Origin of the sequence: Burkholderia sp. Tr-20355, assembly GCF_017104685.1 — a bacterium.
GTDB classification, from domain to species: domain Bacteria; phylum Pseudomonadota; class Gammaproteobacteria; order Burkholderiales; family Burkholderiaceae; genus Burkholderia; species Burkholderia seminalis.
This window is the reverse complement of sequence record NZ_JAAGPK010000005.1, coordinates 49,860-68,837: the sequence shown is the minus strand read 5'-3', so window position 1 is coordinate 68,837 and position 18,978 is coordinate 49,860. Positions and strand designations below refer to the sequence as shown.

General features: G+C 62.3%; 19 protein-coding genes. 3 read left to right on the top strand and 16 right to left on the bottom strand.

Going from position 1 to position 18,978, the window contains the following annotated elements:
- Positions 1-92: 92 nt before the first annotated feature.
- The 6 genes from G3N62_RS02250 to G3N62_RS02225 all read right to left on the bottom strand — a co-directional run bounded on the left by G3N62_RS02250 (position 93) and on the right by G3N62_RS02225 (position 7,602).
- The gene (locus G3N62_RS02250; RefSeq protein ID WP_206141134.1) at positions 93-1,496 is read right to left on the bottom strand and encodes a hypothetical protein; all 1,404 of its coding nucleotides are present in this window, start codon (positions 1,494-1,496) and stop codon (positions 93-95) included.
- 434 nt (positions 1,497-1,930) lie between these two features.
- Positions 1,931-3,793, bottom strand: coding sequence for a methyl-accepting chemotaxis protein (locus G3N62_RS02245; protein ID WP_124668994.1), 1,863 nt, complete (start codon positions 3,791-3,793; stop codon positions 1,931-1,933).
- A gap of 152 nt (positions 3,794-3,945) precedes the next feature.
- A complete protein-coding gene (locus tag G3N62_RS02240; protein ID WP_124609038.1) occupies positions 3,946-4,617 on the bottom strand; it encodes an OmpA family protein in 672 nt (223 codons plus the stop codon).
- A gap of 57 nt (positions 4,618-4,674) precedes the next feature.
- Positions 4,675-5,439, bottom strand: a complete 765-nt coding sequence (locus tag G3N62_RS02235) for a flagellar motor protein (protein ID WP_034185630.1) — start codon at positions 5,437-5,439, stop codon at positions 4,675-4,677.
- A gap of 13 nt (positions 5,440-5,452) precedes the next feature.
- On the bottom strand, positions 5,453-6,703 hold the full coding sequence (locus G3N62_RS02230; RefSeq protein WP_034185629.1) for a cyclic nucleotide-binding domain-containing protein: 1,251 nt from the start codon (positions 6,701-6,703) through the stop codon (positions 5,453-5,455).
- Positions 6,704-6,939: 236 nt separating this feature from the next.
- Positions 6,940-7,602 carry a glutathione S-transferase family protein gene (locus tag G3N62_RS02225; protein ID WP_124668786.1) on the bottom strand — a complete coding sequence of 221 codons (663 nt, stop codon included), beginning with the start codon at positions 7,600-7,602 and terminating at the stop codon, positions 6,940-6,942.
- 287 nt (positions 7,603-7,889) lie between these two features.
- Here G3N62_RS02225 and phaZ point away from each other — a divergent pair, with 287 nt between their 5' ends.
- The gene (gene phaZ / locus G3N62_RS02220) at positions 7,890-9,245 is read left to right on the top strand and encodes a polyhydroxyalkanoate depolymerase (protein WP_049035779.1); all 1,356 of its coding nucleotides are present in this window, start codon (positions 7,890-7,892) and stop codon (positions 9,243-9,245) included.
- Between the two features lie 108 nt (positions 9,246-9,353).
- On the opposite strand, the gene G3N62_RS02215 is transcribed toward phaZ, so the two are convergent.
- From G3N62_RS02215 to G3N62_RS02190, 6 genes are all read right to left on the bottom strand, one after another.
- The gene (locus tag G3N62_RS02215) at positions 9,354-9,818 is read right to left on the bottom strand and encodes a DUF3761 domain-containing protein (protein ID WP_034185626.1); all 465 of its coding nucleotides are present in this window, start codon (positions 9,816-9,818) and stop codon (positions 9,354-9,356) included.
- A 62-nt stretch (positions 9,819-9,880) separates the two neighbouring features.
- The gene (locus G3N62_RS02210) at positions 9,881-10,018 is read right to left on the bottom strand and encodes an HHHH-motif protein (protein WP_006488624.1); all 138 of its coding nucleotides are present in this window, start codon (positions 10,016-10,018) and stop codon (positions 9,881-9,883) included.
- A gap of 304 nt (positions 10,019-10,322) precedes the next feature.
- The gene (locus G3N62_RS02205) at positions 10,323-10,757 is read right to left on the bottom strand and encodes a cupin domain-containing protein (protein ID WP_049035781.1); all 435 of its coding nucleotides are present in this window, start codon (positions 10,755-10,757) and stop codon (positions 10,323-10,325) included.
- Positions 10,758-10,781: 24 nt separating this feature from the next.
- Entirely contained in the window at positions 10,782-10,940 is a 159-nt protein-coding gene (locus G3N62_RS02200) for a hypothetical protein (RefSeq protein ID WP_185733030.1), read from the bottom strand.
- Between the two features lie 27 nt (positions 10,941-10,967).
- Positions 10,968-11,975, bottom strand: coding sequence for a glycine betaine ABC transporter substrate-binding protein (locus G3N62_RS02195; RefSeq protein ID WP_241012823.1), 1,008 nt, complete (start codon positions 11,973-11,975; stop codon positions 10,968-10,970).
- A 143-nt stretch (positions 11,976-12,118) separates the two neighbouring features.
- Entirely contained in the window at positions 12,119-13,036 is a 918-nt protein-coding gene (locus G3N62_RS02190) for a LysR substrate-binding domain-containing protein (RefSeq protein WP_124668785.1), read from the bottom strand.
- Positions 13,037-13,254: 218 nt separating this feature from the next.
- Here G3N62_RS02190 and G3N62_RS02185 point away from each other — a divergent pair, with 218 nt between their 5' ends.
- Positions 13,255-14,043 carry a hypothetical protein gene (locus tag G3N62_RS02185; RefSeq protein WP_206141133.1) on the top strand — a complete coding sequence of 263 codons (789 nt, stop codon included), beginning with the start codon at positions 13,255-13,257 and terminating at the stop codon, positions 14,041-14,043.
- 15 nt (positions 14,044-14,058) lie between these two features.
- Positions 14,059-15,345 (top strand): Xaa-Pro peptidase family protein, encoded by a 1,287-nt coding sequence (locus G3N62_RS02180; protein ID WP_206141132.1) that lies wholly within the window; start codon positions 14,059-14,061, stop codon positions 15,343-15,345.
- A gap of 45 nt (positions 15,346-15,390) precedes the next feature.
- Here the strand turns inward: G3N62_RS02180 and G3N62_RS02175 are convergent, their stop codons facing one another.
- The 4 genes from G3N62_RS02175 to G3N62_RS02160 all read right to left on the bottom strand — a co-directional run bounded on the left by G3N62_RS02175 (position 15,391) and on the right by G3N62_RS02160 (position 18,538).
- Positions 15,391-16,158 (bottom strand): ATP-binding cassette domain-containing protein, encoded by a 768-nt coding sequence (locus tag G3N62_RS02175; RefSeq protein ID WP_034185621.1) that lies wholly within the window; start codon positions 16,156-16,158, stop codon positions 15,391-15,393.
- 33 nt (positions 16,159-16,191) lie between these two features.
- Positions 16,192-16,905, bottom strand: a complete 714-nt coding sequence (locus tag G3N62_RS02170; RefSeq protein ID WP_034185620.1) for an ABC transporter permease — start codon at positions 16,903-16,905, stop codon at positions 16,192-16,194.
- Complete coding sequence (locus tag G3N62_RS02165) at positions 16,902-17,591, bottom strand: ABC transporter permease (protein WP_034185619.1); 690 nt, start codon at positions 17,589-17,591, stop codon at positions 16,902-16,904. Before G3N62_RS02165 ends, G3N62_RS02170 begins: the two co-directional genes overlap by 4 nt.
- A 173-nt stretch (positions 17,592-17,764) precedes the next feature.
- Positions 17,765-18,538, bottom strand: a complete 774-nt coding sequence (locus tag G3N62_RS02160; protein WP_034185618.1) for an ABC transporter substrate-binding protein — start codon at positions 18,536-18,538, stop codon at positions 17,765-17,767.
- Positions 18,539-18,978: the final 440 nt, after the last annotated feature.

Sequence of the window (18,978 nt, the reverse complement as noted above, 5' to 3'; positions counted from 1 at the left end):
AGAGCCATCCAACTCGCACGTAATCCGCGTCGCGCCACGTGCGAGTTCCTCAATTTCAATTTATAATAAAAAACCGGAAGTCAATCGCAACTTCAAAAGAGAACGTTGTTAATGTCACTTGCCGTATTTCTTCCAGCCCGGTGATCGCTACTAGTTCTTGGAATAGCAAATGTGTACCGACCATCCCCTTGAAATATGGCTTTATAGTGCTTCCCATCTTCCGTTATTTCAAACCCCATCTTCACCAAGGCACCCTTCATTCGAGAGTCCATATCACGATAAGACTTAAACAAACTCTTTATCTCCCCCTCAATCCTACGACCATTTCCAGATGATTTATTAACACTCAGGAGGTCATTTAAAATATGCTGGCGCCGACTATTATCCCTTACCGCACGCAAAGCTTCTTCAAGCGCAGAAATAACGACATCCGATATTTCGTGATCAAACAAATCCTGCTCTTTACCCGAAACCACTAGGCCGCGCCCCGATGGTTGACCAATTGACGAAACACGCTTCAATTCCGCATTAAGTCGTAAAATTTCCTGCTCAGCCTCTGCAATCTTTAGATCCTTTGCTGCCTGATCGGCATCAAATACCTGAATATATGCCTGCAATTCCGTCGACCCCTGCGCCTTCAGCAAATCATAGCGCCTTCTCGACATCGTTTCCATCAGGTGATTCCAAGTACAATTCGTTCTAACCCTTCTATTGGAAAGAGCCAAACGAATATCTTTCGCAATATCAATCTGAATAGCGCGCTGACTTGGTGTATCCTCATCAAGAAAATAGGCACTTCGCCGGTTACTCTCAGGCCAATAAACACCAACAGTACCACCGAAGACATTGCTTGAATTGGTAAGAGTTTTTACTTTAAACGAGAAAGCCCTACTCGGCTCAACCACGACATGAGCCATACCAGACACAAACTTAGCCAGCTCATCTGGGTTAATCAAATAATCGCCATCGAAACCTGCACTGACATACACAATCGGAAGCTTGTTATTCGCAATCCCCATCATCAAGGCAGCCGCTACGCCAGAGTCATCCTCGCCCAAACGAAACGGTTTCTCTGTCACTGGAATCTCGCCATCCATCCCCCCACCGAGTTCTGCGAGCACCTGCCGAATAAAATAGGGCTTTTTGGGCGGTGGCAACCTCACTGTTGTGCTTAGCGCTTCACAATAAATCTGGATACTCAATAGATTTCTATCAGTTGTCTTAAGCGAAACAATAGATGTCACCCACTCCAAACCTTTATCAACATTAACATAACGAAGGCCACCGATATCATACTCCTCACCTTTAGCGGCAGCTATCGTCACTCGCTCGTTACCATTCGAGTAATTCCACTCGGAATCCACAGAAACATTGGAAAGCACATTGCGCGGTATTTTAGAATGAGGACTCCCAGCGATCCATTTACACGCCAAATTGATTACATCCTCAACTCCATTACGAGGATCGATCGGAAATTCAGTAGAAAAATTAGCCATATTATTTTATTAAATCATTCGTTAAAAATAAAAATCACGCTTTCCAAATAGATATCAGTCAGTCAAATGCACGTCGTCCAGCAACTTGAATCCAGAGACCACAAATTTGCTAACTGCGCTTGATCGAAATCATAAACTCACCGATGTATCCGGCGTCTCATGTCTAGCGCCAGCAGAGCAGAACCAGCCTCATCATCATATCGGCAATCTTCCGCTCAATCTTTAGTGTGGCAAAGCGGCACATTGCGATACACTCCCGAACACAACCGTAGGACGCGCCAATACAGAGTTGACTGCTGCGAGCTCTCACCTCAGCTCTCGATATGAAATTGAGTCTCGTTTTTATTAATGTCATGAGTCTCGTCCGCCAAGCAAAAACGGCTGCCGTGACCCCACGGCAGCCGCCCCTCACACCCCAAACCGCAAATCACCCCCTACTCATCCACCTTAAAAGCCGAAACCAGCCTGGTCAATTCTGCCGCCTGCTGCTTCAAACTCTCCGCCGCTGCCGCGCTTTCCTCGACCAAAGCCGCATTCTGCTGCGTCATCTGATCGAGCGACTGCACCGCATCCCCGATCTGATCGATCCCAGCACTCTGCTCCAGGCTAGCCTCGGCAATCTCGCTCATCATCGCGCTCACGCCTTGGACCTGCGAGACAACGTCACTCATCACCTTCCCCGCCTCACTCACCAGCCGCGACCCGGTATTCACCGTCCCCGCGCTATGCTCGATCAGCGCCTTGATCTCCTTCGCCGCCTGCGCACTGCGCTGCGCCAGATTCCGCACCTCCGACGCAACAACAGCAAACCCGCGCCCCTGCTCCCCCGCCCGCGCCGCCTCCACAGCGGCATTCAGCGCCAGAATATTCGTCTGAAACGAAATACTGTCGATCATCACGATGATCTCGGAGATACGCTGCGACGCGTTGCTGATCTGCTCCATCGTCGTCACGACCTCGCCCACCACCTGCCCGCCGCGCGCCGCCGTATCCGATGCGCCGTTGATCATCTTCGCGGCCGTCGCAGCCGTCTCGGTGTTGTTGCGCACCACGGCCGTGATCTCTTCCATCGACGAAGCCGTCCGCTCCAGGTTGCTCGACTGCCCTTCGGTACGCTCGCTCAGATCCGCATTCCCCGAAGCAATCTGCGCCGACCCGGTCGCAATCGACGCCGACGCCGCGCGAATCCGGTGAACGAGCGTCGACAGCGACGACACGAACCGGTTGAACGCATCCGACAACTGCCCGATCTCGTCCTGGCTCTCGACAGTCATCCGGCGCGTCAAATCGCCCTGACCACTGGCGATCTCCGACAGCAGCGTCGCCGCCCGACGAATCGGCGCGGCAATCGCACGGCCCACCAGCCAGATCACCAGCAGCGCAACCGCGAGGCCCACCACCGCCGCAACCAGCGCCGCGCTGCGAATGGCCCGCGTCACCGGCCCGAGCAATTCAGCCTGCGGTACTTCGACGACCACATACGCATTCAGCTCCGGAATGAACGACGTCGCGATGAAGCGCGCGCCGCCGTCGCCGTCGTAACTGAGGTACGCGTACGGCTTGCCGGCGAGCAGCGTCGACGACGCATCGCCCGGCAGCCCTGGCTGATCCTTCAGGAAATGCTTGCCGTCGATCAGCGACGTGTCGCGATGCATCATGAACGCGCCGTCGGGACGCACGAGATACGCGAACCCGGTCTGGCCGATCCGGTAGGCCGAGATGCCCTTCGCAAGCGCATCCACGGACAAGCTCATGCTCGCCGCACCGATCGGCACGCCGTCGAGTTCCACACGGCTGTTGATGAACATCATGTAGCCGCCGACGGTCACCTCGCGATCCATGTTCACGTCGAACGCCTTGCCCGACGACAGGAAACTCGTCAGCCACTGATCCTTGTCGGTCACCTTCCGCTGCAGGCCGGCTTCGTTGTAGTAGTTGCCGCTCTTCACCGACACCCACTGCACGGACGCGGCCTTCTGCTCGTCCTTCACGTTCTTCGCGAGCTGGATCCAGTTGCGCGTGCCGGCGTCGGGTTCGCCGTCGGCTTCCCATTGCAGCAGGAACGCATCGCGCGCGAGAATGCGCGACGCGGCGATCGGGCCGGCCATCTGGCGCTGCACGTCGGCACGAATGCCGTTCACGGCGGTCGGCAACTCTTCACGGACGACGCGATCGCGCACCGCGTTGCCGATCAGACGAACGCTGAGCCCGCTCGAAATCGCGACAAACACGAGCAGGCAACTCGTCATGCTGAGAATCAGCTTGTTCTGAATGGAAAGCTTGCGCCAGAAGTGCATGGGGAACCCTCGGTAACCGCTCGGTCTGAGCCAGTTTGGGTTATCGGCATGCACGCGCGGAATCGCATCGCTGATTTCAGATATCGACCATGCGAGATTCGTTATGTTGATGACGGGCGGACATAAGCGTCGACCCATACGCAAGGATCGGATCAGTACGCAACGAAAATCGTGACGCGCCGATTCCTTGCCCTTGATGCGGCGTCGTCCCCCACAACGAGCGGCTGCGTATCGGCCCGCCCGATCGCCGCCAGCCGATGCGGCGCCACACCGCGCTCCGTCAGGTAGCGCACCACACTCCCCGCACGCGCCGACGATAGCTCCCAGTTCGATTCGTATTTCGCGTTGGCAATCGGCACATTGTCCGTGTGGCCTTCGACGAGGATGTCGCCGGTTGCGTGCGCGCTCAGTGCCTGCGCGATCTGGTTCAGCACCGGCGACGAATCGGGCAGCAGGCGCGCATCGCCGACATTGAACAGGATCTTCGCATCGATGCCGATCTCGACGCCGTGCGGCGCCTTCACCAGCGAGATCCGGCCATTCGACTTCAACGAATCGAGCAGCGCGAGCCACGGCGGCGCTGGCTCGGACTTGGCGGCATCGACGGAAGCAGTCGCAGCACCGCCAGCCTGCCGCGCAAGCGTCTGATACCGCGCATCGAGCGCGTTGTATTTCGCGAGCTGCAGCACGTACAGCGCGAGAAACAGCACCATCAGCGTCGTGATGAGATCCGCGTACGAAATCAGCCAGCGCCCGGATTGCGCGCCTTCGAGTTCGTCATCGTCGCGATCGGCCGCGGATGCGCCGTCAGTTCGAGCTGTCATGCGGTCGAGAATCCCGGTTCGTCATATAGCGCTGGCACCTGAACGCGCACACATCCATCAAGCAAGCGATTCCGCCGCCCGCCCGCGCACATCGCCGGTCAGGCGCGTTTCGATAGTGTGCGGCGACTCCCTGCGCGAAATCGCGAGCAAGCCGTCGAGATACAGCTTGCGGAACCGCATCTCGCTGTCGATCTGCGCGCGCAGCTTGCCGTACAGCGGCAGAAACACGAGGTTTGCAAACGCGAGCCCGTAGAGCGTCGCGACGAACGCCACCGCGATGCCCGGCCCAAGCTGCGCGGGTTCGAGAATATGGCTCGTCACCTGCACGAGCCCGAGCACCGAGCCGAGAATGCCGAACGTCGGCGCATAGCCGCCGGCCTGCTGCCACACGCGCACGGCGGCGAGGCGGCTGCGCTCGTACGCATCGAGTTCGCGCTGCAACGCATCCTCGAGCACGGCGGTCGACACGCCGTTCGCCAGCAGTTCCAGCCCGCGGCGCGCGAACGGATGAATGCCGCTTACGTCCATCGATTCGAACGCGAGCAGCCCGTCGAGCTTCGCGCGGTCGCCCCATTCGAGCAGGTCGGACAGGTTCTTGCGATCGACCTCGCGCGCGCGCACGAACGCGAGCCGCAGCTGCTTCACCGCATCGAAGAAGCGTGCCCACGTGTTCTGGATCATCACCGCGCCGAGCGTGCCGCCGAGCACGATCACGAGCGCCTCGAACTGAAACAGCATCGAGAAATGACCGCCTTCCAGCGCGAAACCGAACACGATCGCCGCGCCGCCGAGCACCACACCGGCCAGGGTCAACAGATCCATACGCCTCCCCGTCTCATGCATCCGACGACGACGTCGACGCCACCGGCGCCACGCCCGCCGCAGGCGCCTTCGCCGCACGCACGGCATCCAGCACGCGCTGCTCGATTTCCTCGACCTCGATCGGGTCGAGCTTGATCTCGCGACGCATCACCCATGACACCTCGTTGCGCCGCGCCTCGGTCATCACGGAAAACAGCTTGTCGGCCACCGCGCGATCGTCGAGGTTCGCGATCAGCTTCGCGAGATCGTACGTGTCGAACGCGCTGATCACGTCGAACAACGTGCGCTGGTCGACCCACACGAGATCCTCCAGCGCGCGCACGTCGCCGCCGCGCCGCGCGTTGCGCCGCGAGAAGTACGCAACGCCCTTCTGCTCGACGTAACTGAGCACCTTCGATTTGCGGAACGCGAACACTTCGTCGGCGATCTCGCCGTTCGACAGCTTGTTGAGCAGCAGCGTCTTGTCGACGCCGATCAGCGATTCGAGATCGGCCAGTTCGATGAGTTCGAGTTCGCTGTTGATCGACAGGTCGAGATCGTGATCGGCGACCTGCTGCGCGCGATCGATGATGCGCGCGGCGTCGAACGTGACGACCTGACGCGCGTCCGACGAAGCCGCGTAGTCGACGGCACCGCCGGCACCGTCGGATTGCGCGGCTTCGATCGTGACGAGATTGAGTTTCTCCATGCGGCGCAGCATCGCGAGCACGTGCGGGCGCGAGTGGCCGGCAATCGCGCGGCATTTGCGGATCACCTCGGCGAGCGGCACGGAAGCTTCGGCGGCATGCGCCTGCATCGGCCGGCGCGCCCATGTATCGCCCGCGTCGCGCGTGTCGGCGCCCGCCATCAGCGACAGCACGTGCGCATACGACAGCACGCCCGGCATGAAGTCGGCATGCGTGTAAGTCGCAAGCTGGTCGTCCTTGCGCTTCACGCGGCGGATCATGGTTCGCACGATATGGCGCAGCAGCGCGGACACGCGCTCGATTTCATCGTCAAGCATGCCGGCCGGCACGACCGTGAGCTGACAGAACGACAGCGCCTTCGCGGTATGCGCGCGCGGCTCGGCCGCGAGCAGCGCCGATTCGCCGAAGAACTCGCCGCGGCCGAGCGTCGCGACGATCACGCGCTTGTCGTCGCAGCGCGTGGACAGCTCGACCTTGCCGTCGGTAATGAGGAAGATGACGGGCTCGCCGGCGAAGCCCTCGGAATAAATGATTTCTCCGGGCGCCGCCGTACGCGTCCACGATTGCTGACGATTCAAGTCGATTCCCCTGCTGCGCTGGTTGTTGCGGACTGCGCGTCGCCCGTCGAAAGCGCGCGATCGCGAGTCGTCCCCGTGACTCGTTTACGTCATTGGGCTCAACATCCTTTAGGGAATTCGTCCTCGTTTCCGACCGAAATCAAGGTAAAACGTTTGCGAGTGGCGCAAGCGCGTCGAATGTTCGTTTCGCCGCTTGCGCGTGTAGTGAAATTGAAAGCGTACGGCGGCCGTGTGCGTCAGAACTCCATGTCGAGTTCGTCGATGTCTTCATGCTCGGCCTTCGCCGCATCGATCCATTCCGCGACGAACGGCTGCGCGAGCACGCGCATGCAGTATTCGGCGATGTCCGGCTCGAGCTTGACGTCGTAGGTCAGGAAGCGCGTGACGACCGGCGCGTACATCGCATCGGCGATCCCGATCTGCGCGCCGAACAGCCAGGGGCCCCCGTACGCGGCGAGGCACTCGCGCCAGATCGTGACGATCCGCTCGATATCGTGCTGCGCGCGTGACCAGATCCGGAAGCCGGGAAAATGCGCGCGCAGGTTCATCGGCAGCGCGGAGCGCAACGCGCTGAAGCCGGAATGCATCTCACCGCAGATCGAGCGGCAATGCGCGCGCGCATGCCGGTCGTCGGGCAGCAGCCGCGCCTGCGGCCGGATCTCGTTCAGGTACTCGGCGATCGCGAGCGTATCCCATACCTTGCTGCTGTCGTGCGTCAGGCACGGCACGAGGATCGACGGCGACAGCAACAGCAGTTCCGCGCGCGACGCCGCATCGATCGGCACACTGACCGTCTCGAACGCGAGGCCGCTCAGCTTCGCGAGCAGCCAGCCGCGCATCGACCACGACGAGTAATTGCGGCTGCTGATGGTCAGCGTCGTCAGTCCGGTGGATTCCATGTTGCTCCCTGCTGGTTGCCGTTCGTGCCCCTGCACCGAAACGGATGCATCACGCCGTGATCCGCACCACGCCTGTGCGACCCATTCGCCGAACTGGCGCAGCGCCGCACGGTGTCGCGACACGCATCGCACGCCGGAGCGGTGCGGCCACGCATCGACCGCACCTGCCCGTCGTCTTGCGCCGCCCGCGCCGCCGCGTTTCCGAACCGCGTGCAACGCGCGTGCCAGCCGCATGCTGGCACACGGCTTGCCTCGTTCCTTGCAACGCGGCGCAACGAGCGACGGCCATGAACCTGCTTGCCTATCCGTTTTACCAATGGTCTGCCGAATGCGTGCGCCCGGCGCGCGCATGGGCGGCCGCCACCCGTGCGACGATGTCGCTGTGGCCGCCCTCGACGTCGACGCCGACCGGCCGCATGCTCGACGCGCTGTGCGAACTGCTCGAATGCTGCGCATTCTCGCACCGGCGTCCGCCGTTCGGAATCGAATCGATCGCCGTCGACGGCGACACGGTGCCGATCGTCGAGGAAGCGGCGGCCGTCACGCCCTTCGCGACGCTGCTGCACTTCCGCAAGGCGCGGCCCGTCGCACGCCAGCCGCGCGTGCTGATCGTCGCGCCGATGTCCGGACACTTCGCGACGCTGTTGCGCGGCACCGTGCAGACGATGCTGGCCGATCACGACGTGTACATCACCGACTGGCACAACCCGCGCGACATCCCGCTGACGGCCGGGCGCTTCGGCTTCGACGAATACGTGGCTCACGTAATCGACTTCATCCGCCAGATCGGCCCGGACGCGCACGTGCTCGCGATCTGCCAGCCGACGGTCGCCGCGCTCGCGGCGGTTTCGCTGATGGCGGCCGGCGGCGATCCGGCGCAGCCCGCGAGCCTGACGCTGATGGCCGGCCCGATCGACTGCCGCGTGAATCCGACGAAGGTCAACGCGCTCGCGACGAGCCAGCCGATCGAATGGTTCGCGCGCAACCTGATCAGCGTCGTGCCGGCGGGCTTCGTCGGCGCGCAGCGGTGCGTGTATCCGGGCTTCGTGCAGGTCGGCGCGTTCATGTCGATGAACCCGGACCGGCACGCGGCGTCGTTCGCCGATCTGTACTACCAGCGCGCGAAAGGCGACCCGGCGAAAGCCGACACGCTGCGGCATTTCTACGACGAATATTTCGCGACGGCCGACCTCACCGCGGAGTTCTATCTGGAAACGGTCGAGAAGGTGTTCCAGCAATACGCGCTCGCGCGCGGGGAGCTGACGGTCGGCGACCGGCTCGTCGAACCGGCGGCGATTCATCGCACCGCGCTGTTGACGGTCGAAGGCGAGAAGGACGATATCTGCGCGGTGGGCCAGACGGTGGCCGCGCAGGAACTGTGTTCGGGGTTACCGTCGTATCTGAAGACGCACCACGTTCAGACGGGTGTGGGGCACTACGGCGTGTTCAACGGCAGCCGGTGGGAAACGCAGATCTATCCGATCGTGCGGGCGACGATCCATGACAACGAGCCGTACGATCGCACCGCGAATGCGGAAGGCGACCCAAGCGGCACCCACTACGTCACGCTGCGCGCCCTGCTCGATGCGCGCGCAACCGGGAGCGACGCAACGACGGAAACACGATCGCATCACGCGCACTGAGCGTGCGCGTCGCCGCAAACGAATCGCCCCGCCGAAGAGGCGGGGCGACGTTTGCTGCGGCGTTCGGATGACGCGCGAGCAAAGGCACTCGCGCGCCGGCACCGCGCGTTACGAGCAGGCCTTGCCGTGCGACGCGTGGTAGCCCTTCGCCTTCGCGTCGGCTTCCGACATGTAGCTGCCGTGCTTCGTCTTGCCGTAGTACTTGTCGGTCGAGCAGTGGTAGACCTTCGTGCTGTCGTTCGCCCACACCTTGCCCGCACCGCCGCCCGGCGCGGCTGCCGTCGTCGCGGCGGCGCTCTTCGCGGGTGCCGTGCCCGATGCCGGCGCGGCGGACGCCGCCGTGGCCGGCGCCGCGGCCGGTGCGCTCGCCGCGGCGGCGGCCGATGCGCCGTACCACGTCTTCACACCCTTGTGGCCCGCACAGGCGCCCTTCTTCGATGCGCCCGAGTAGAACGAGCCGTCCTTGCACAGCCCGGTCGTGCCGGCCGGCGCGCTGGCCGGAACCTGCGCGAACGCACCGATCGACACACCCATGCCGGCGACCAGCGCGGCGATCAACATCGTTTTTTTCATGGTCCTCTCCTGATTTGCCTGAATGATGAAAACGTCCCGGGCATCCCCGGGCAAAGCCGCGGTTACCGCACCCAGCGGCACACGCGATGGTGGTGATGATCGAAATGGCACACGCGGTGCGAATGCGCTTCGGCCAGTGCCGGCACGAGCACGGCGCAAGCCAGTGCGGTTGCCGTCAGGATCTTCGCGATGCGGTTCATGGTGAAACTCTCCCGGATAAATCAGCCGGTGATCCGGCTGGTCACTCCTTAACGCCGGTCGTCGACCGGCCGTGCACCGCGCGGCCGCGCAATTGACGATCTTTGACATCGCGTCGCGAATCGGCGCTCGAAGCTGACGAATGTCTTTCTTTTCTTTCCGGATCTTCAGCGCCGCAACGGTTTGGAATTCGAAGCAACGTTCCGAAGCGGGAGGCGGGTCGCAGCAGTCCACAGCTCAATAAAAAACCGCCCGAAGGCGGTTGGTCTCGAGCATGCGCCCGGCGCGCGCCGGAAACCCGGCAAGCTATGCGCCCGCCTCGCCCCACGGCGTCGGCGCGGGTACCGCGCACGGCCCGTCGACGTCGATCGACTTGAAATCGGCGGGCCCGACGATCTCCAGGTACTCCATGTCCGGCGAATAGTCGAACAGGTAGTGGACGATCCCCGGCGCCTGGTGCACGCAGTCGCCGGCGGCTACCAGCGTTTCCTGTTCGCCATACATGAAGCGAGCCCAGCCCTTCAGCATGATCACGATATGGAACTCGGCCTCGTGACGGTGCCAGCCGGTGCCCGCCTCCGGTGCATGGTTTGCCCTGACGAGTTGCGCGACGACCTTGCCGTTCGTCGCGGCCGCGATGCCGAGATCGCGGTACAGGAAGAAGTCGCGCAGGCCCTCGCCTTGATAGGCGGTGTCCTGCGGCTTCACGTGGGAAAAAGCGGTGGTGGTCTGCTCGCTCATCGCTGTGCTCCTTCATCGAAAGGATCACGCGTGACAAGCATTTAGCGTTCCAGTTTGCAGCGGCGCGACGCCCGCGTGCGCAGCCCTGCCCGTCAGCAGCGTTTGCGCGATCATCGCCGCGCCGACATTCATGGCGCGTTTCTCAAACTGGGTTGCCGCCTGATCCGCAGGAATACCCGGCATGCAAAGCAGTCTTCGAGAAACCTGCTCTTAGCGTAGCCATTCACCCACCCGGGCGCGATTCGACGCGATCCATCGCGCGACACCCTTCTGCGGATCGGATTCACCGGCGGCACGGATATCGTTCATCAGCGAGCCGAGCGTCTGGTCGTCCATCTTCCATGCACCGAGCCAGCGCGCGACATCCGGACGTGTCTGACTGAAGCCGGCCTTCGCGATTGCATAGATCGCATCGGGTTGACCGAACACCTGCTTCGGGTCTTTCAGGTAGTGCATCGGATACTTCGCCCACACCCAATGCGGATTCCACAGCGTGACGACGATCGGCTGGCGACGCTTTGCCGCGCGATCCAGCGCGAGCAACATCGCAGCCTCCGATGACGGCAACACAGTCGCGTCGAGCGCATAAGCGGTGCGCGCCTCGCCCGTCAGTTTCATCAGGCCGCTGCCGGGTTCGATGCCGAAAATCGTCGGCTTGCCGTCGTGGCTGAACTGGGCGGCATGTGCGTTCAACTGGTCGATGCTGTCGATCGCGACGTAATCGGGCACCGCGAGGCCCAGCTGAGCGCGGGGAAACCACGGGCCGATCTTCTCGACGCGCGACTTGATCGCATCGTACGGCGGGCCGTCCGCGGATGGCAGCCAGACTTCGAACGTCAGATCGAGCTTGCCCTGCGCGACGCCGTTATAGATGATCGCCTTGTCGCCCGACTGCAGCGTGACGTCGTAGCCTTTTTCCGCAAGCAGCGCCTTCCACAGATTCGCGACCGCGATATTCTCGGCCCAGTTGTTCACTCCGATCACCACCGTTCCGTTGCCGGCGGCGTGCGCCGACGCCGAAACCGATAGCACGAAGAAAAGCATGAACCGCCCGAGTACCGGGCGACGCATGGTGACAATAAACAGGCGGGCAAGCAACGACAGGATCATGAGAAGGGCTCCTATTGAATGGGGAAGGCACTGAGGCAAGGCATAACGCGGCCGATGGAACCGGGCGGGAGCGATCGCGCGGACACCGGCATCCGTGGCAACGGTCATCCGTTCGCTCACAGATATATTTATTGCGCCAATTTCGTTTTGACAGCGAGGAATTCCGATAGGGACCATCGGAGAGGCCGAACGATCGCGTCGTTGCGTTGGGCCCGGCTCCCGCGAGGCTACGGGATGCGATGCACGATCATTCAGGCCGGCGACGGCGCGCTCGCCGCGCGGCGACGCTCCTCGACCATCGTCTCGATCAGCAGCGCCAGATCGTCGGCTGCAGGATTGCGACTGCCGGGTGAGCGCAGCAGCTCGAGATCTGCGGGCGGCAGCGCCGGCAAGCCGTCTTCCATGTCCAGCACGCGCCAGTTCGCGGGCAGCGTGCAGCGGTCGATGATCGTCACCGCCGCACCGTGATTGACGGCGACCTTGATGCCGGTCGGGCTCTGGCTCGTGTAGATCACGTGATACTGCCGCCCGAGTGCCGCCAGTGCCGCGAGTCCACGCTGACGGTAGCAGCATGTTTCCGGAAACAGCGCGAGCGGCACGGACGCGCCGTCCGGTAACACGAAATCGCGATGCGCGGCCCACACCACGTCCTCGCGGCCGAGATGACGCCCACCGCTTTGCGCGCCGTGCCTGACGACCAGTGCCAGATCGAGTTCGCCCGCCTGCAGGCGCTCGATCAGCTCCAGCGACATTCTGCAATCGATATGCGGGCGCGCATCCGGCCGCAGGCGATAGAACTTTTCGAGCAGATCGGGCAACCAGAGCTCCGCGTAATCCTCAGGCAAGCCGAAGCGAATCACGCCATGAGCGCTCGTGCGTTTGAGTGCCGCTATCGCTTCGTTCTGCACCTGAATGATGCGGCGCGCATGGATCAGGAAGTTTTCCCCGTCTCGCGACAATGCCAGACGGCGACTGTCGCGCAGAAACAGGTGCGTTTCCAGCCGCTCTTCGAGCGTACGGATGCGAAGGCTGATCGTCGATTGCGTCCGGTGCATCTGCCTGGCTGCGGCGGTCACGCCGCCGCTGTCGACCACCGTGATGAACGCGCGCACCAGTTCTCCGTCGAGCGAGCTGAGTTGAGACCAATCGGGTTCGCTGATGTCAGTCATCGAAATTACTCGTTATCCAAGGGAATTTGTCGATCGAATCATTGACGCATCGATAGGCCGATTGTTGTCGAAAACAATTCAGGCCACAAACGCCTCACCCCTCGAAACTGGAGCCAACCGTGCAAGCAAGCCCGCCTCTCGCCGACGCAGAATGTACTGATCTGAGCGATATCGTCGATACCGACCACTATCCGTTGCATGACCCCGGGCACGCCGGAATGCGCGACCTGCTCGCAACGTGCCGGGCCCAGCTGACCGCCAGCGGCAGCGCGGTGTTGCGCGGCTTCCTGCGCCCCACCGCACTGGAACAGGCGCGCGTCGAAGGGCTCGGCTTCGCGAAAAAAACCTATTTCTCGAGCCGCAAGGTCAATGCGTATTTCACCGCCGACGATCCGTCGTTGCCCGCCACGGATCCGCGCCGCATCTTTATGGATCGCACGAGCGGCTTCGTCACGCGCGACGTGATCCCGGCCGATGCAATCGTTCACCGGATTTACGTGGCGCGTGCGATGAAGCAATTCGTCGCTGCATGTCTCGGCGAAACGCAGATCTGGGAATACGCGGACCCGTACGCCGGACTGGTTCAGAACGTCATGCCGCCGGGCACCGAACAGCCGTGGCACTACGACACCAACGAATTCATCGTGTCGATGATGACGCAGCAGCCCACGGCAGGCGGCGATTTCGAGTACTGCCCGAACATCCGGTCGCCCGAGGGTGAAAACTACGATGCGGTCGGCGCGGTGGTGCGCGGAGAGACGCGCACGCCGATCAGCGTGATTACGCTGCAGCCGGGCGATCTGCAACTGTTCAAGGGCCGTTTCTCGCTGCACCGCGTGACCCAGGTGCGCGGCGACATCGATCGTCACACTACGATCTTCGCCTATTCGAAGAAGCCCGGGGTGGTCGGCCGCCTCGAGCGAACCCGCCAGCTGTACGGCCGCGTATCCGAAATGCATCTGGAAGCCGAACAGACACTGGTCCGCGCGGACAACCTGGTCGACTGACGATGCGATTTCCCGATGGGTAGATCCATCCCATTACTTCGTTGTACTGACACTTATAACGTTACCCCTGCCATCATGACGATGCTTCGACCGACTCACCGCCCGGAAGATTGCGAGCCTACCGCCGACGAAATCGCCCAGATCCAGCGCGACCGGCTTGCCGCGGTTCGCCGCGAACTGAAGAAACGCGACCTGACCGCCGCTATCCTGTTCGACCCTACCCACATGCGATACGCCACCGGCTCTCGCAACATGCAGGTGTATTCGATGCGCAATCCCGCACGCTATCTGTTCGTGCCGGCCGAGGGAAAAGTCGTGCTGTTCGAATACGCGGGATGCGAATTCCTGGCCGACGGACTCGATACCGTGGATGAAGTCCGGCCCGCGACCGCGATTTCGTACTACTTTTGTGACGACATGCTGCGTCAGATCACGGAGCGCTGGGCTGACGAGATTGACGATCTGGTTCGCTCGTGCGGTGGCGGCAAGCGGATCGCGATCGAAAGTGCGACATCGGCGGCCGCATTTGCGTTGCAAGCGCGCGGCTACGAGATTTCGGACGCCCAGGAGCCGCTCGAACGCGCCCGTGCAATCAAGGTGCCGAACGAGATCAAGATGATCCGCGCGTCACTGCGCGCGGCGGAAGCGGGTGTGCGCAAGCTCGAGGCCGCCCTCGTGCCCGGCATCAGCGAGAACGAGCTGTGGTCGTACCTGCATCAGCATGTGATCGAGACCGACGGTGACTATGTCGAGACCCGCTTGATAAGCTCGGGCCCGCGCACGAATCCATGGTTCCAGGAAAGCAGCCCACGCAAGATCCAGGCGGGAGAACTGGTCGGGCTCGATACCGACGTGGTGGGCCGCTTCGGCTACTACGCGGATTTCTCGCGCACTTTTCTTTGCGGCGACGGTCCCGCGTCCGCCGCGCAAAAGACGCTGTACCGCCTCGCCTATGAGCAGATCCACACGAACATGGAGAACGTAAGGGCCGGCACCACGTTCCAGGAATTCATCGCGAAGGCGTGGCAGATCCCGCAGCCGTATCGCGCACGCCGCTATTTCGCGCTGGCCCACGGCGTCGGGATGACAGGCGAATACCCGTATATCTGTCATCGCGAGGACAACGATGCAAAGGGCTACGACGGCGTGATCGAACCCGGCATGACGCTGTGCATCGAGAGCTACATCGGCCACGAGGACGGAGGCGAAGGCGTGAAGCTCGAGGAACAGGTCTACGTCCGCGACGACGGCCAGCTCGAACTGCTGTCCGACTACCCGTTCGAGCGCCGCCTGCTCGCCTGAACGCCGCGCGAGACCGATCCCACGGGGCCTTTATGAAGCCGTCTCCTACTTCAAGCGCCCCGACAGAAACTGCCCGAGCCGCTCGCTCTTCGGATTCACGAGAATCTCCTGCGGATCGCCTTCCTCCTCGATCTTCCCCTGATGCAGGAAGATCACGTGATTCGACACGTTGCGCGCGAAGCCCATCTCGTGCGTGACGACGACCATCGTGCGGCCTTCCTCGGCGAGCTTCTGCATCACCTTCAGCACTTCGCCCACCAGTTCGGGATCGAGCGCCGACGTCGGTTCGTCGAACAGCATCACCTCCGGCTCCATCGCGAGCGCACGCGCGATCGCGACGCGCTGCTGCTGGCCGCCCGACAGGTGCGACGGATACATGCCCTCGACGCGCGGCGCGAGCCCGACCTTCTCCAGATACGTGCGCGCGCGTGCGATCGCTTCGTCCTTGCCGATCCCGAGCACGGCCATCGGCGCCTCGATCACGTTCTCGAGCACCGTCATGTGCGCCCACAGGTTGAAGTGCTGGAACACCATCGACAGCTTCGTGCGCATCCGTTGCAGCTGCTTCTGGTCGGCCACGCGCAGCGCGCCGTTGCGGTCGCGGGTGGTCTGGATCGGCTCGCTGCCGATCGTGATCTGCCCCGAGCACGGCTGCTCGAGGAAGTTGATGCAGCGCAGGAACGTGCTCTTGCCGGAGCCGCTCGAACCGATGATGCTGATCACGTCGCCGGCCTTCGCCTTCATCGACACGCCCTTCAACACCTCGTTGTCGCCGAATTTCTTGTGCAGGTTGTCAACGGTAAGCTTGTACATGCTGGGTCCTTCGTTGCGAATCGTGCGGATGCGTTAATGGCTGCGCGGCGCGAGGTACGCGAGCCAGCGCGTCTCGAGCTTGCGGAACGCCCAGATGAGCGTGAACACGACGGCGGCGTACAGCACGGCAGCGATGCCGTAGGCCTGGAACGACATGTAAGTCGCCGAATTGACGTCGCGCGTGACCTTCAGGATGTCGGGCACGGTGGCGGTGAACGCGAGTGTCGTTGCGTGCAGCATCAGGATCACTTCGTTGCTGTAGCTCGGCAGCGAGCGGCGCAGCGCGGACGGCAGGATGATGCGCGTATACAGCTTGAAGCGCGACATCCCGTAGGCCATCCCGGCCTCGATCTCGCCGGCCGAGGTCGCCTTGATCGCGCCCGCGAAGATCTCCGTCGCATACGCGCATTCGTTCAGCACGAACGCGAGCAGCGTGCAGTTCATCGCGTTGCGGAAGAACGTGTCGAGCAGCACGTGGTCGTGCACGACCTGCAGGCTGTAGATGCCCGTGTAGCACATCAGCAACTGCACGTAGAGCGGCGTGCCGCGGAACACGTACGTGTAGAGCCAGACGGGGCCCGAGATCCAGCGATTCGACGACGCACGCGCGATCGCGAGCGGCACGGCGAGCGCGAAACCGAGCGCGATCGACACGACCAGCAGCCACAGCGTGATCGCGAGGCCGCTGAAGCGGTAGCCGTCGGAATAGAGATAGCTTTGCCAGTACTGGCTGACGAGTTCGATCACAGTGCGAGCCTCCGGACACCGACGGAATAACGCTTCTCGAGGTGATGCAGCACGACGTTCGACACCGTCGTGATCGCGAGGTAGATCGCGCCCGCAGCCAGCGTGAAGAAGAAGAAATCGAGCGTGCTCTTGCCCGCGTCCTGCGACGCCTTCACGACGTCGGCCAGGCCGATGATCGACACGAGCGCGGTCGCCTTGACGAGCACCTGCCAGTTGTTGCCGATGCCGGGCAGCGCGAAGCGCATCATTTGCGGAAACAGGATGCGATGGAACACGCGCCAGCCGCTCATCCCGTACGCGAAGCCGGCTTCGAGCTGGCCGCGCGGCACCGCGAGGAACGCGCCGCGAAACGTCTCGGTGAAGTACGCGCCGTAGATGAAGCCGAGCGTGATGACGCCCGCCACGAACGGGTCGATGTCGATCTGGTCCCAGCCAAGCATGTCGGTGAAGTTGTTCAGCAGGATCTGGATCCCGTAGAACAGCAGCAGCATCAGCACGAGGTCCGGCACCGCGCGGATCAGCGTCGTGTAGAAGGTGCCGATCGACTTGAGCATGCGGTTCGTCGACAGTTTCGCGCTCGCGCCGATGAGGCCCAGCACGAGCGACGCGGCGAGCGACAGCACCGCGAGCTTCACGGTCTCGACCGTGCCGGCCCACAGCAGCGGGCCAAATCCTTGGAAGATCATATGTGGGGTCCAGAGCGAGGTGGCTGGATTGTCAATAGCCATTAGCCGTGCATCAAACGATATCTGCGCACAACCTGATGCACGCTGCTCATCAAGTCGGACGCATCGCGTGAAGCGGGTTGCACCCGGTCACTAACGCGGCGCGCCACAACCGATGCGCGCCGCATGGACGTTCAGCCGCCGTAGACGTCGAACGCGAAGTACTTCTTCTCGAGCTTCCTGTACGTGCCGTCCTTGATGATGTCGGCGATCGCATGGTCGATCTTCGCCTTCAGGTCGGCGTCGTCCTTGCGCAGGCCGATGCCGGCGCCGTTGCCGAGCGTCTTCGGATCGTCGATGTCCTTGCCGGCGAATGCGAAGTTCGCGCCGCGCGGCGTCTTCAGGAAGCCGATGTCGGCCTGCACCGCGTCCTGCAGCGCCGCGTCGAGACGGCCCGACATCAGGTCCTGGTACACGCCGTCCTGGTTCTGGTACGGCACGACCTGCACGCCCTTCGGTGCCCAGTAGGCCTTCGCATAGGTTTCCTGGATCGTGCCCTGCTCGACGCCGACCGACTTGCCCTTCAGCGATTCGGCCGTCGGCTGCAGATTCGCGCCCTTCCTCGCGACGAGGCGCGTCGGCGTGTTGAACAGCTTGTCGGAGAACGCGATCTGCTCGGCGCGCGCCGGCGTCATCGACATCGACGACAGCACGCCGTCGAACTTCTTCGCCTTCAGCGCCGGGATCATCCCGTCGAAGTCGTTCTCGATCCATACGCATTTCGCCTTCAGGCGGGCGCAGATCTCGTTGCCGAGATCGACGTCGAAGCCGACGACCTTGCCGCTTGCATCCTTCGATTCGAACGGCGGGTAGCTGGCGTCGACGCCGAACCGGATCGTCGACCAATCCTTGGCGTGAGCACCGACCGCGATGCAGGCAAGGGCAATACTGAGCGCGAGTTTCTTCATCGTGTTCCTGTCAAAGGCGAACTGGGCCGGGTTCCGGCCGGACTGCCCGCCGCGAACCCTTCCAACCCGGATATCGCCCCTTTCGGCGACGCTCCAAGTTGTACATACAACTTTGCCTTTTTCGGGAGGGTGCCAGCAATCCGTGTTTATCTCTAATTGTCGGCCGATTATGGTCGTGGTCCGGAATTTTCCTTAACTTTCAATTAATTAACGATTACACGATGTTGAATGAAGGCTTTCTCGCGGCAGACTGCCCCAGCCTGGAGCCGCGCTAAACCTGTCTAGACCTCGTGCCGCATGCCGTCCGCTTCCCAACCCGACCAGCCGGTAACCGGACAGCAGCTCCGTCAACGGGTGCCACGGCCGAGGGCGCGGCGCGTCGACGCATCGCGGGGATCGATCCGGGGCCGGCCAATGCCGTTTTTATGCGTTCTTTTCAG

Bases quoted from the DNA above. Each gene is read 5' to 3' on its own strand.
- G3N62_RS02250 (WP_206141134.1), bottom strand. From the start codon at position 1,496: ATGGCTAATTTTTCTACTGAATTTCCGATCGATCCTCGTAATGGAGTT.
- G3N62_RS02245 (WP_124668994.1), bottom strand. From the start codon at position 3,793: ATGCACTTCTGGCGCAAGCTTTCCATTCAGAACAAGCTGATTCTCAGC.
- G3N62_RS02240 (WP_124609038.1), bottom strand. From the start codon at position 4,617: ATGACAGCTCGAACTGACGGCGCATCCGCGGCCGATCGCGACGATGAC.
- G3N62_RS02235 (WP_034185630.1), bottom strand. From the start codon at position 5,439: ATGGATCTGTTGACCCTGGCCGGTGTGGTGCTCGGCGGCGCGGCGATC.
- G3N62_RS02225 (WP_124668786.1), bottom strand. From the start codon at position 7,602: ATGGAATCCACCGGACTGACGACGCTGACCATCAGCAGCCGCAATTAC.
- phaZ (WP_049035779.1), top strand. From the start codon at position 7,890: ATGAACCTGCTTGCCTATCCGTTTTACCAATGGTCTGCCGAATGCGTG.
- G3N62_RS02215 (WP_034185626.1), bottom strand. From the start codon at position 9,818: ATGAAAAAAACGATGTTGATCGCCGCGCTGGTCGCCGGCATGGGTGTG.
- G3N62_RS02210 (WP_006488624.1), bottom strand. From the start codon at position 10,018: ATGAACCGCATCGCGAAGATCCTGACGGCAACCGCACTGGCTTGCGCC.
- G3N62_RS02205 (WP_049035781.1), bottom strand. From the start codon at position 10,757: ATGAGCGAGCAGACCACCACCGCTTTTTCCCACGTGAAGCCGCAGGAC.
- G3N62_RS02200 (WP_185733030.1), bottom strand. From the start codon at position 10,940: ATGCCGGGTATTCCTGCGGATCAGGCGGCAACCCAGTTTGAGAAACGC.
- G3N62_RS02195 (WP_241012823.1), bottom strand. From the start codon at position 11,975: ATGACCGTTGCCACGGATGCCGGTGTCCGCGCGATCGCTCCCGCCCGG.
- G3N62_RS02190 (WP_124668785.1), bottom strand. From the start codon at position 13,036: ATGACTGACATCAGCGAACCCGATTGGTCTCAACTCAGCTCGCTCGAC.
- G3N62_RS02185 (WP_206141133.1), top strand. From the start codon at position 13,255: ATGCGCGACCTGCTCGCAACGTGCCGGGCCCAGCTGACCGCCAGCGGC.
- G3N62_RS02180 (WP_206141132.1), top strand. From the start codon at position 14,059: ATGGGTAGATCCATCCCATTACTTCGTTGTACTGACACTTATAACGTT.
- G3N62_RS02175 (WP_034185621.1), bottom strand. From the start codon at position 16,158: ATGTACAAGCTTACCGTTGACAACCTGCACAAGAAATTCGGCGACAAC.
- G3N62_RS02165 (WP_034185619.1), bottom strand. From the start codon at position 17,591: ATGATCTTCCAAGGATTTGGCCCGCTGCTGTGGGCCGGCACGGTCGAG.
- G3N62_RS02160 (WP_034185618.1), bottom strand. From the start codon at position 18,538: ATGAAGAAACTCGCGCTCAGTATTGCCCTTGCCTGCATCGCGGTCGGT.